Origin of the sequence: Marininema halotolerans, from assembly GCF_900116235.1 — a bacterium.
Taxonomy (GTDB): Bacteria; Bacillota; Bacilli; order Thermoactinomycetales; family DSM-45169; genus Marininema; species Marininema halotolerans.
Genome location: NZ_FPAA01000003.1, coordinates 295,550 through 308,152, shown reverse-complemented (window position 1 = coordinate 308,152; position 12,603 = coordinate 295,550). Strand labels below are relative to the sequence as shown.

Genomic DNA, 12,603 nt, shown 5'->3' with positions numbered 1-12,603 from the left:
TTGTTTTACCTCCGCTAGCTTCTACAGAACTGGACACCGATCCATCGGCACACATCCAACTCCTCCACTAACGTGTGTGTTCACACCGCTAATAAATATACCACAAGACCCCTACCCCCGCAAGTTTGATTCTCAAGACGAGGTTAACTTTTCAAGGGCAGGAAGGAATTTTTCATTTAAAACCTTGATATGCGTTCCTTTCATCCCCAGGGAACGCGAATCAATCACACCGGCACTCTCCAATTTCCGAAGTGCGTTGACAATCACCGAACGAGTAATACCCGCACGATCTGCTATTTTACTGGCGACAAGGATTCCTTCTTTTCCTTCTAATTCACTGAAGATATGTTCCATCGCCTCTAGCTCACTATATGAAAGGGAGTCAACAGCCAATTGAACCACGGCGCGACTACGTGCCTCTTCTTCTGCTTCTTCTGCCTTCATTTGCAAGATTTCCATCCCTACAACGGTTGCTCCATACTCTGTAAGGATGAGATCATCATCAATAAAGGGTTGATTAAATCGCGTGAGAAGAAGGGTGCCCAAACGATCCCCACCCCCGATAATCGGAACAATGGTTGTAAATCCATGTTCATTTCCCTGGACATGATGATTAAAACTGTACTCACTGGTCTCATCCATATTGGTGACGGGTTCTTGGACAGACTTGATTAACAGGTTGTATGCTTCTGGAAGACGCCCTTCTTTTAAAATGGCTTGATGAAGATCATCAGTATGATTTTCATGCACAAGACCATGCCCAAGAATTTTCCCTTTTCGGCTAACCACATAGATATTTGCAACAATCACATCACGAAGCACTTCTGCCATCTCCATAAAATTGACAGCATGTCCAGCAGTTTTTTGCAGGAGACGATTAATCTCCCGCGCTTTACTCAACAGATCCATCATTGACCCCTCTTCTATATCGAGTATGTTCTATTTATAACAACGTAAGTTCCCAGTCAGCAGTGACATATTTTTCATAAACGAGCAACACGTAGCCCCCCAACCAATCGTTGAGGGGGTGAGTATGCATTTAAAGAATGTATTGCGAAAGGTCTCGATCATCCACAATACTCGCCAGGCGTTCTTGAACATATTGGGGTGTGATCTGAACTTCATCCAATGTAATATCTGGCGCTTCGAAGGAAAGCTCTTCGAGTAAGCGTTCTAACATCGTATGAAGACGCCGTGCACCAATATTCTCTGTTCCTCGATTCACCTCTGCGGCTAAACGGGCAATCTCATTAATCCCTTCTGGGGTGAAGGTAACATGAATATCTTCCGTTTTAAGCAAAGCGGCATATTGCTTTAAGAGAGCGGCTTTTGGTTCAGTTAAAATCCTTACAAAATCTTCAGCAGTCAAATCATTTAATTCCACTCGGATGGGAAAGCGCCCTTGTAACTCTGGAATCATATCCGAGGGTTTCGCCGTGTGAAATGCCCCTGCCGCAATAAATAACACATGATCTGTTTTTACCGGGCCATATTTTGTCATCACGGTCGAACCTTCAACGATGGGCAATATATCCCGTTGGACACCTTCTCTGGATACATCAGGTCCACCCCGTTGATCTTTACCCGAAATTTTATCAACCTCATCAATAAATATGATCCCGGAATCTTCTACCCGGTGAAGTGCCTCTTGTTGCACATGATCCATATCGATCAGCTTTTGTCCTTCTTCTTGGGTTAAGACTTTTCGTGCTTCCTTCACCGATAGGCGACGCTTTTTCGTTTTCTTTGGCATGAGTTGCCCTAACATTTCCTGCATATTAATCCCCATCTGCTCCATTCCAGAGCCACCGAACATGTCTAGCATCGGGAGGGTATCCTCTACCTCAATCTCTACCGTCTCGTCTTCCAACTGACCGCTCTTTAATTGAAAGCTAACTTGACGACGACGTTGCTCTAGCTGACGGCTTTTTTCTGCTTCTTCCGGTCCCTCTGCACGATTGGTATTCCCACCCTGATTAAAAAACATCTCCAAGGGATTTTTAAACCCGGAGGAGCTGCTTTTTTCCGGTACCATGATCGCTACAATCCGTTCATCTGCTAACTCTTCTGCTCGCTCTTTTACTTCTTCAATCTTCTCTGTTTTAATGATTCGAATCGCGGTTTCCACAAGGTCTCGCACCATCGATTCCACATCTCTACCTACATAGCCAACTTCGGTAAATTTTGTCGCCTCCACTTTAACAAAAGGAGCACCCACCAGTTTGGCTAAACGGCGAGCAATTTCGGTTTTACCTACGCCAGTAGGACCGATCATTAAGATGTTTTTCGGTACAACTTCTTCCCGTAACTCCTCAGGGAGTAAGGTTCTCCGATAGCGATTGCGTAAAGCAACAGCAACCGCCCGCTTGGCTGTATCTTGTCCCACAATATATTTATCAAGTTCCGCCACAATTCTCCGTGGCGTCCACTCACTCGTCGATTTTCCATGATTGCCGTTCACGCATTATACCTCCTCTACCACCAATTGGTCATTGGTAAATACGCAAATTTCCCCTGCCACACGCAAAGCAGATTCAGCAATTTCTCTTGCCGACATATCGGTTGCATGACGAGCGAGGGCACGACCAGCAGCCAGGGCATAATTCCCTCCTGAACCGATTGCCAAAATGCCATCATCTGGCTCAATTACTTCGCCACCACCCGAGATCAGCAACAAATCACTTTTATCCATTACAATTAACATCGCTTCTAATTTTCGCAGAACTTTATCAGCACGCCATTCCTTTGCTAATTCAACAGCAGCCCGGGGTAAGTTCCCATGAAATTCTTCTAACTTACCTTCAAACTTTTCAAACAATGTCACGGCGTCCGCAACTGAGCCTGCAAAACCGGCTACCACCTGTCCCCGGTAGAGACGACGAACTTTTTTTGCGGTATGTTTCATAACCACTTGATTTCCAAAGGTAACCTGGCCATCGCCAGCAATCGCACCGGATCCATTTTTTTGAACAGCAAAGATCGTGGTTGCGTGAAAGGTTTCCAAACCGTATCCTCCTCGCTCCGCTTCTAAATACAAGATATAACAACAACTTTATACCCTTTTTCCAGAAGAAAAAAACAGCGAGACAATTAAAGCGCCACAGCTGTTCCAAATTTCCTCCCAAACAATACCTATGTAGCTCATTACGGGAATTCTCTGCCAAACTCTACCTCATCGTACCATATAAAGTGTCACCCGGCAAGGAAAATTGTGCCTATATAACATAATATTCTGAAAGTTTGTCCAAAAGAAGAATCCGGCCCATAAAAGCCGAATTCCTTCTACTTAACCCACTGTAGCGCTTGATTCCTGCGCAAATTGGTCAATCGCTTGTAACGCTCGCTCTCCATATTGACGATTGCGTTCGCGTTTCTCACGAACCTTCTGTGGCAATGGAGGAAATAATCCAAAGTTTGCATTCATCGGTTGAAAATTTTCAGGGTTTGCGGTTGTAATATAGCGAGCCAGACTCCCTAGCGCCGTTTCTGGCGGTAAGATCAGTAACTCTTTTCCTTGTGCATACCTTGCTGCATTTATTCCCGCGATTAGACCCGCTGCAGCAGATTCAACATACCCCTCTACACCGGTCATCTGCCCAGCAAAAAAGAGATTCGAGCGATTTTTAAATTGATAGGTAGGATAAAGTGCCCGAGGTGAATTGATAAAGGTATTCCGATGCATCACACCATATCGGACAATTTCCGCATTCTCAAGACCTGGAATCATACGGAGAATCCGCTTTTGCTCTCCCCATTTCAAATGGGTTTGAAAGCCTACTAGATTATATAAGGATCCTGCGCCATCATCTTGGCGTAATTGAACGACCGCTCGTGACCGTTTCCCCGTTCGGGGATCAACTAATCCTACTGGTTTCATGGGTCCATAGAGAATCGTCTCTTTCCCTCTTTTCGCCATGACTTCAATCGGCATACATCCTTCAAAATAAACTTCTTTCTCAAATGTCTTCAGTGGGGTCGTCTCGGCTGTAATCAGTGCCTCGTAAAAACGATCAAACTCTTCATTATTCATCGGACAGTTGATATAAGCTGCTTCCCCTTTATCATACCGGGATGCGACAAACGCTTTCTCCATATCAATTGAATCCTTCTCGATAATGGGGGCAGCCGCATCATAAAAGTAGAGGTGTTCCTCTCCCGTTAGCTGACTAATTTTTTCAGAAAGTGCTTCCGAGGTAAGTGGCCCTGTGGCCACAACGGTGATTCCATCAGGAATATCCGTCAATTCCCCTTCCACAACCTCTACCAAAGGATGATTTTGTAATCGGTCGGTCACAGAGCCTGAGAAACCCTCCCGGTCAACGGCTAGGGCTCCACCTGCGGGAACCGCATGACGATCCGCGCAATCAAGGATCAACGAATCCATCCTCCGCATTTCTTCCTTTAAAATCCCTACTGCATGGCCCCAATCATTGGAACGGAGCGAGTTCGTACATACCAACTCCGCATAGTGGGGTGTATGGTGGGCGGGTGTTTGCTTTTTCGGCCGCATTTCCACCAGCCGCACTGGTACCCCTTGCTTTACTAGTTGCCAGGCAGCCTCACTCCCAGCAAGTCCCGCTCCAATCACTGTTACCGGCTTCATCACGACGATCTCTCCTCAATCAATTTTTCTCCTCTTCGAAATCACAAGCCGTACATTGAATCAATGTTCCTTTTTTGCGCCGTTTTTCCACGAGCATTTTCCCACATTTAGGACAAGGTCGCGGAATGGGCTTATCCCACGAAACAAAATCACATTCCGGATACCGGTCACAACCATAGAACGTCCGTTGTTTTTTGCTTTTTCGTTCTACAATCTCTCCCTGTTCACATTTTGGGCAGGTCACATCGGTGGATTTCACGATCGGCTTTGCATTGCGACAGTCAGGAAAACCTGAGCAGGCAAGGAATTTTCCATAGCGTCCAAATTTGTAAACCATGACGCTTCCACATTTTTCACAAACTTCATCTGAGACCTCATCTTGGATCTCTACTTCCTTCATCTGCTCCTCTGCCACTTCTAAGCGCTTTTCAAAGTTCTCATAGAAACGCTCAAGAATCTGAACACCATCCATTTTCCCTTCTTCGACATGGTCTAAGTTCTCTTCCATATTCACTGTAAATTCCACATTCAAGATTTCCGGGAAAAATTCTTGCATCAAGGAACTCACAATCTCTCCCAGCTCCGAAGGGACAAATCGTTTATCCTCAAGCATCACGTAACCCCGTTTCTGGATTGTATCCAGCGTTGGAGCATAGGTACTTGGGCGGCCAATCCCCTTTTCCTCAAGCGTCTTTACCAAGCGCGCCTCGGTATACCGTGGTGGCGGCTGGGTGAAATGTTGCTTCGGGTCAATCTTATCTTTTTTCAACTTTTGACCCACTTCTAATTGAGGGAGGTACTTGTCTTCTTCCTTCTTATTATCGTCGTTCCCCTCCACATACACCTTCATAAAGCCAGGAAATTTCACTTTCGATCCCGTTGCACGGAACAGAGCATCTCCCACCAATATATCTGCCGAAATCGCATCCATCACAGCAGGTGCCATCTGACTGGCAACAAAGCGTTCCCAAATCAACTTATATAGTCGATTTTGATCCCTCGACAAGAACGGTTTCATGGCACTCGGGGTGCGAAGTGTTGATGTCGGTCGAATCCCTTCATGGGCATCTTGAGCCCCAGCCTTTGTCTTATGGGTACGCGGTGACTTCGGAAGATAATTTTCTCCATATGTATGAGCAACATAATCCCGTACTTCCTCTTGTGCCGTTGCAGATATCCGAGTTGAATCCGTTCGCATGTAAGTAATAAGACCGACCGTACCTTCTTTTTTTCCTAAATCCACCCCTTCATACAACTGTTGAGCAACCGCCATGGTCTTCGCAGCACGAAAATTCAACTTACGCGCAGCTTCTTGTTGCAGTGAACTCGTAATAAATGGGGGAGCTGGATTCCGGCGTCGATCACTTTTTTTCACATCGGCAACGGTATACCGTTTTCCCTTAATCGCTTCAAGAAGCTTTTTTACATCCGCTTCATTTTTTAATTCTTGTTTTTGCTTTCCATATCCATGAAATTTCGCTTCAAACTTTTCCCCATTCGCATCCAGTATGGCTGTGACTGTCCAATACTCCTCTGGGGTAAAATCACGAATTTCATTCTCCCGATCAATGACCAACTTCACGGCTACCGATTGGACACGACCAGCAGAAAGCCCTTTCTTTACTTTTTTCCATAGCACAGGACTAATCCCATAACCGACCAAACGGTCTAGGATGCGTCGTGCTTGTTGCGCTTCCACGAGGTCCATATTGATTTTTCGAGGCTTTTTAAAAGCATCCTTGACCGCTTGCTTGGTAATCTCATTGAATACCACTCGACATTCCTCTTCAACCTCAAGGTTAAGGCTATGTGCCAGGTGGAATGCAATTGCCTCCCCTTCTCGATCTGGGTCAGCAGCTAAATAGACTCGTTTTACTTTTTTCCGAGCATCACGCAATTCCTTTAACACATCACCTTTACCACGGATGGTTATATATTTCGGCTCGAATCGATTTTTAGTATCTACGCCCAACTGACTTTTAGGAAGATCCCGCACATGACCCATGGATGCCTTCACAATATACTTTTTGCCAAGGTATTTGCCAATGGTTTTTGCCTTTGCGGGAGACTCGACGATGACAAGAGAATCAGCCATCTCGCGCCCTCACCTCTCTCTTGACTGCATTTCAATCCATATTGATTACCAGATTGATACGTCCCACAGCATCTTAATGTGTACCATACCAAATTTATGGTCATGGTGGCAATCTCATCTAGAGATTAGAAATTCCCTTGCCTCTGTAAGATATCATGCTTTCATGACGGAATCCAGAAGCCCATCATTACCCATCCATTTTATTCTTCCTCTCCAATAAAAAACCTCCTCCTTTCTACATCATCACTTGAACAAGTTATGAAAGCATCATTATCATATAAGTTTATTACTCGATGTAATTTTTTTATGAGTTTAGTTAATCGTTCTCCCCATGCTCACCTCCTTTTAAAAGGCTTATTGTTTAATATATCGTCCTCCTGGCAACTGCTTAATTTTTCCTTTCACTTGTAAAGTTAATAATAATTGATGAAGAAGACCCAGAGAAATATTGGAATGCCATTGTAACGCTTCCAACGGAAGAGGGTCGTCTGCAAAAAGTTGAAAAAGAACTTTTTCTTCATTCGACAAGCCCTCCAATGGACTCACCGCATGTTCTGAAGTTCCTTGTTCATCGTCATGAGAAAAGTGAGGAAATTCCTCAACGATATCGGAACCTGAAAGAACACATTTAGCCCCCTGTTGGATTAATCGATTGGTTCCTAAGCTTTTTTCCGATGTGATTGGACCTGGGATTGCAAAAACATCCCTGCCTTGTTCCAAAGAACAATCCGCGGTAATTAATGAACCACTCCGCTCTGCAGCTTCAACTACCAGTACACCATGGGAAAGGCCACTGATAATTCGATTTCGTTGTGGGAAAAGCCCCGGATGTGGCTTCGTACCCGGCGCCATTTCAGATAACACAAGCCCCTCTTGAACAAGGCGTTCATACAAGGATTGATGGTGTTTTGGATAGACGACATCCACACCACTTCCCAACACCGCAATGGTCTTACCCCCTGTATTAAGAACCGATCGATGAGCATCACCATCGATCCCAGCTGCCATCCCGCTTACGACGGTCCAACCCTGTGCGACAACCTCTGTCATCAGTGATTTCGTGATATTCTTTCCATAATGGGTCGGTTTTCGTGTGCCTACTACTGCCAAGCATCTCCCATTTAACAAGGATCGATTCCCTTTAAGGTAAAGAATCCAGGGAGGTTGCGGCAATTTGCGCAATAATTCAGGATAATCACGATCCCAAATGGTAAGGGCTTGAATCTTTCGATGAGATAACTCCTCTTGCACACGTTGAACAAAGCTCGATGTCCATTTCTTTGCAAGGATTTCCGGTAATTTTTTTTGCCTCCAAGAAATTTTGTTGAACACCTCTCTTGATTCTTTCATCGACAGGGATGGGTCCCAACCTCCATGGAATAATTGATCAATCGTATGCCACCCGACACCTTGCACTTGATGAAGCGCAATCAATCCTTCTCGCTTGGTCCAAGCTTTTGTCATGAACACTCCCCCCCTTTATTTAATCCAACGAACCGCACCCGTGTTTGGTCACATGTTTTAGAAAAATCCACGATAAAAAGAGACCTCTTAAAAGAGGTCTCTTCGACAATCCAATCTTAATTTTTCGTGCTGCAGGTAGCCAAAAGTCCTTTTTCCTCAAGGACACGAGCCAGGGTTTCACCCATTACTGCCGGAGTCGATGCGACAGCCACACCGCACTCTTCCAATTTAGCGATTTTCTCTGCAGCAGTTCCTTTACCACCCGAGATGATCGCACCAGCATGACCCATCCGTTTTCCTGGAGGCGCCGTCTGACCGCCAATAAAGCCAACAACGGGTTTGGTCATATTGGCTTTAATCCACTCCGCAGCTTCTTCTTCTGCTGTTCCGCCGATTTCACCAATCATGATAACCGCTTCCGTATCAGGATCTTCTTGGAAGGCTTCTAGCACATCGATGAAGTCGGTCCCGTTCACAGGATCTCCACCAATTCCCACGGCAGTCGATTGACCAATGTTGCGAGTGGTCAATTGATGAACCGCTTCATAGGTAAGCGTTCCACTGCGAGAAACAATCCCCACTTTACCAGGCGTATGGATATAACCTGGCATAATCCCGATTTTGCACTCACCCGGTGTGATCACACCGGGACAGTTTGGTCCCACGAGGCGAGTCTTTTTCCCTTCGAGATAACGGCGTACCTTCACCATATCTAATACAGGAATGCCTTCGGTAATGCAGATGACAAGTTCAATCCCTGCATCCGCCGCTTCCAAAATAGCATCCGCTGCGAAAGGAGCGGGTACGTAAATAGCTGACGCAGTCGCCCCTGTTGCTTCAACAGCTTCTTTTACAGTGTTGAAAACTGGCACGCCTTCTACCTCCGTACCTCCTTTTCCAGGAGATGTACCACCGACGATGTTCGTGCCATATTCGATAGCTTGTTTGGTATGAAACAAACCATTAGTACCTGTGATCCCCTGAGTGATCACTTTCGTATCTTTATTGACGAAGATGCTCAAGGTTGAACCCGCCTTTCCCTGTGAATTGAAGTTGGTTCGTTATTTCACCAACGCAACGATTTTTTCTGCTGCATCCGCCATCGAGTCAGCTGCGGTAATTTTGAGACCGGATTTATTTAAGATCTCTTTTCCTCGCTCGACGTTGGTTCCTTCAAGACGCACAACTAGGGGCCGGTCGAGACCTACCTCTTTCGCCGCTTGAACGACACCATCAGCAATCACATCACATTTCATAATTCCACCGAAAATATTTACAAGAATCCCTTTTACATTGGGATCATCCAAAATAATTTTAAAGGCTTCGGTTACCTTCTCAGCAGTCGCCCCGCCTCCAACATCAAGGAAGTTGGCAGGATCTCCACCATAATGCTTGATGATATCCATGGTAGCCATTGCAAGACCTGCACCATTAACCATGCAACCAATGTTTCCATCGAGAGCAATGTAGCTGAGGTCAAACTTGGAAGCTTGAATCTCCTTTGGATCTTCTTCGTCCAAGTCACGGAGCTCAAGAATATCTTTATGGCGGTACAGTGCATTGGAATCAAAGTTCAGCTTCGCATCCAACGCCATTACGCGACCGTCTTTGGTGGTGATCAATGGGTTGATTTCAGCCAAAGAACAATCCTTTTCGATGAAGGCTTGGTACAAACCAAGCATAAATTTCACTGCTTGATTCACTTGCTTTCCTTCGATGCCAATCGCATAAGCCAACGAACGTGCTTGGAAAGCTTGCAGACCCACAGCCGGATCAACTACTGCTTTATGGATCAATTCCGGTGTTTTTTCTGCAACTTCCTCAATCTCCGTGCCCCCCTCAGAAGAAGCCATCAATGTAACCCGATTGGTTGCACGGTCGATGACAACACCAAGGTAATATTCTTTGTCAATCGGGCAGCCTTCCTCAATCAGAAGACGCTTTACCTCTTTACCCTCAGGACCTGTTTGATGGGTAACCAGGGTTTTGCCGATCAACTCATCGGCATAAGCTTTCACCTCGTCGAGGGTTTTTGCTAGTTTCACACCACCAGCTTTACCGCGGCCTCCAGCGTGAATCTGAGCTTTAACCACCCACAGCTCACCGCCGAGGTTTTTCGCGGCATCCACCGCCTCGTCCGCAGTGAAGGCCACCTGACCCCGGGGTACTACAGCCCCGTACTGCTTCAAGAGTTCTTTTCCTTGATACTCATGTACGTTCATGCCCATCCTCCTATCCAATCGAATGGTTGCCTGGTTGAGCGCCCTCGTCCTTTCGGACGGGACTTAATCTTTCGCAATCCGCTACCCGTCCCTTCACAACTTACAGAAGTCACGATGCGGGCAAATGGATATGTTAAAAGAAATAATTAGGCTTCCCAAAAACCACCATGATATCGTCTTTCACGATGGGTGGCCGGGTAACCCTCTGAAAGTATAACTCTGCATCGAAGGTTTGCCAAGCATTCTATGTGTGCATCTTTAGAATTCCATCGTTTTCATATCATCACCGTTTTAGGTAAAACAATCCTTATCTTGGCACAAAAAACAGAGGGCTATTCTCGTTAGCCCCCTTCATTCCTTGTATACCTACTTATTTAATGAAATAAGCAAGTACCCCACCCACTAAAGCAATCCCCATAAATAAACCTGTAAAAATCATGGTTCCTTTCATCATATCCAAAAAATCGTTATCGTGGGTTTCTTCGATTTTCGTACCTTTTGATTGTGCCATCCTATGAACCCTCCTGCTTTACACAGTAAATGTAACTATTTTAAAAACCTTTAATAAGGAAAATCATTGGATGCTCCATCTTCTTGTTGTCGTTTCCATTATAGCATTTTTGTATACGCCTCACCACAGAAGTCGTTGATCTTCTCGATTTAGGAGTCAGTCCGTGCCCACCTAGAAAGTGTTAACGTCGATTTCGCTATGATGAGCCAAGTATCCACTGGTTTACCATCACAGTTCAGCTGCCAATATCCCACTTCGTCTAAATCGCCGATAATCTTTGCTCTTCCCACACCATGCGAGAAGATCCTCACTCGTCACCTGTAAAATTCGCACCCTTCGTTCTGTTAGTTTCCCCTCTCTGTCCAAATAAATAAGCCGAACGACCCTTCCTTCACGTACCGCGATTTTAAAGACGGTCTCCATCACAATAGTCCTCCGATAAGAATGTTTGTTCTTATCTTATGTTGGAGAGAAAGAAGTGATGACGACACATTAAATGAGTACGATCTCTAACCATATAGCAAAATCTTTACTTACACTTGTTTATTTTTTAACCAATATGGATTAATCATGACTTAATCTGGCGAAACTGTTTTAAAAATAGAAAAGGAAGATGCTATATGCCTTTATCACGGCAGTGGCTTGCTTTAAGTGTGGCCGTCGCCCTTGTACTTGTTGTCACGTCCTCGCTACTTCCGATTCCTTGGTTCGAAGGGAAAACGGTTTTCCAGCAAGTAACTCCCTCATCAGAAACCACACAAACCTTCCATTTAATTACCACGGAATACGCCACGAAGGTGAATGGTAAGAAGTTGGAAGTATATCGTTGGAATCCCGACACCATTATTGTACATAAGGGAGATCAAGTAAAATTGATTCTTCATGGAATTCATGGGAAGGAACATCATTGGACGTTAAAGGATTTTAACCTGGCGGGAACCATTCAAAAAGGGAAAACCTCCGAGGTTTCCTTTCATGCAAATAAGGTAGGAACCTTTCCACTTGTTTGCCATGATCACAACACCCCATCATCCAATGGACCCATGACAGCCTATATCACCGTATTAGATTCCAGCCAAAAATAGTGTTTCTCCCTAACAACGGGCGAATTCCCTAGGGCGAATGCCGCCCCAGTCGTTCCTTTTTCAGAATAAGGTATAGGGACACGAGATCCTCTCTTCCCCCTCTCCATAATGGAGGGGGGCTTTTTCTGATGTTCTGCCTCCGACTTCCATGATATAGTACAACCAACCTTAGCATGAAGGGAGCGATCTTTTTGAACCTTCGTTTCTCAACGCCTCACCAGTATGTATTCATCCATGAACATATCAAGCACTTGTTTCTCTTATGGCCAAAGGAAAATAAACGTCAACTTTATATTGCAGAAGAAAAAGATCAAAGCCTTTACCTTACCCATCCAGGGGAAACCTATGAAGAGATGGTACTTGCACAAGTGGAACCTTATTTTTTTCGTCGTTTAGAAACGGATGGCATCACCCTCTCCACTGTTCTGGGGGCCACCCTCGCTATAAAAGGACGGTTATATGGTCTTTATTACGATAACGAAGGAATCCATGGTCCTTTCTTCTTTGAACTCACCGCGGATGAGCTAAAAGATATTCCGGAAATGGATTATGAAAGCATTGCTCTCACTTTTCTCGAAGAATTTCCGGAATATATTCAAACAGATAGCGGTGGATCGTGAGTT

At 45.1% G+C, this 12,603-nt stretch carries 12 protein-coding genes; 2 read left to right on the top strand and 10 right to left on the bottom strand.

The window, feature by feature from the left end; translation table 11 throughout:
- Nucleotides 1-132: 132 nt before the first annotated feature.
- From codY to CHX35_RS05720, 10 genes are all read right to left on the bottom strand, one after another.
- Nucleotides 133-909 carry a GTP-sensing pleiotropic transcriptional regulator CodY gene (gene codY, locus CHX35_RS05760; protein WP_091835267.1) on the bottom strand — a complete coding sequence of 259 codons (777 nt, stop codon included), beginning with the start codon at nt 907-909 and terminating at the stop codon, nt 133-135.
- Between the two features lie 130 nt (nt 910-1,039).
- Complete coding sequence (gene hslU, locus CHX35_RS05755; RefSeq protein ID WP_091835264.1) at nt 1,040-2,461, bottom strand: ATP-dependent protease ATPase subunit HslU; 1,422 nt, start codon at nt 2,459-2,461, stop codon at nt 1,040-1,042.
- A 3-nt stretch (nt 2,462-2,464) separates the two neighbouring features.
- Nucleotides 2,465-3,004: an ATP-dependent protease subunit HslV gene (hslV, locus tag CHX35_RS05750; RefSeq protein ID WP_091835261.1), complete on the bottom strand. Its 540-nt coding sequence runs from the start codon at nt 3,002-3,004 to the stop codon at nt 2,465-2,467.
- Nucleotides 3,005-3,286: 282 nt separating this feature from the next.
- Nucleotides 3,287-4,603, bottom strand: a complete 1,317-nt coding sequence (gene trmFO / locus CHX35_RS05745) for an FADH(2)-oxidizing methylenetetrahydrofolate--tRNA-(uracil(54)-C(5))-methyltransferase TrmFO (protein ID WP_091835258.1) — start codon at nt 4,601-4,603, stop codon at nt 3,287-3,289.
- A 19-nt stretch (nt 4,604-4,622) separates the two neighbouring features.
- Nucleotides 4,623-6,698 (bottom strand): type I DNA topoisomerase, encoded by a 2,076-nt coding sequence (gene topA, locus CHX35_RS05740; RefSeq protein WP_091835255.1) that lies wholly within the window; start codon nt 6,696-6,698, stop codon nt 4,623-4,625.
- Between the two features lie 354 nt (nt 6,699-7,052).
- Complete coding sequence (gene dprA / locus CHX35_RS05735) at nt 7,053-8,162, bottom strand: DNA-processing protein DprA (RefSeq protein ID WP_091835252.1); 1,110 nt, start codon at nt 8,160-8,162, stop codon at nt 7,053-7,055.
- Nucleotides 8,163-8,278: 116 nt separating this feature from the next.
- Nucleotides 8,279-9,184, bottom strand: a complete 906-nt coding sequence (gene sucD, locus CHX35_RS05730; protein ID WP_091835249.1) for a succinate--CoA ligase subunit alpha — start codon at nt 9,182-9,184, stop codon at nt 8,279-8,281.
- Between the two features lie 39 nt (nt 9,185-9,223).
- Nucleotides 9,224-10,384, bottom strand: coding sequence for an ADP-forming succinate--CoA ligase subunit beta (sucC, locus tag CHX35_RS05725; RefSeq protein ID WP_091835246.1), 1,161 nt, complete (start codon nt 10,382-10,384; stop codon nt 9,224-9,226).
- A gap of 370 nt (nt 10,385-10,754) precedes the next feature.
- Nucleotides 10,755-10,895, bottom strand: coding sequence for a hypothetical protein (locus CHX35_RS17435; protein ID WP_176391913.1), 141 nt, complete (start codon nt 10,893-10,895; stop codon nt 10,755-10,757).
- Between the two features lie 228 nt (nt 10,896-11,123).
- Complete coding sequence (locus CHX35_RS05720) at nt 11,124-11,318, bottom strand: WYL domain-containing protein (RefSeq protein ID WP_091835243.1); 195 nt, start codon at nt 11,316-11,318, stop codon at nt 11,124-11,126.
- Nucleotides 11,319-11,515: 197 nt separating this feature from the next.
- Between CHX35_RS05720 and CHX35_RS05715 the strand changes: the two genes are divergently transcribed.
- Both CHX35_RS05715 and CHX35_RS05710 read left to right on the top strand, forming a co-directional pair.
- A complete protein-coding gene (locus CHX35_RS05715) occupies nt 11,516-11,980 on the top strand; it encodes a cupredoxin domain-containing protein (RefSeq protein WP_091835240.1) in 465 nt (154 codons plus the stop codon).
- A gap of 191 nt (nt 11,981-12,171) precedes the next feature.
- Entirely contained in the window at nt 12,172-12,600 is a 429-nt protein-coding gene (locus tag CHX35_RS05710; RefSeq protein WP_091835237.1) for a hypothetical protein, read from the top strand.
- The last annotated feature ends 3 nt before the right edge of the window (nt 12,601-12,603 follow it).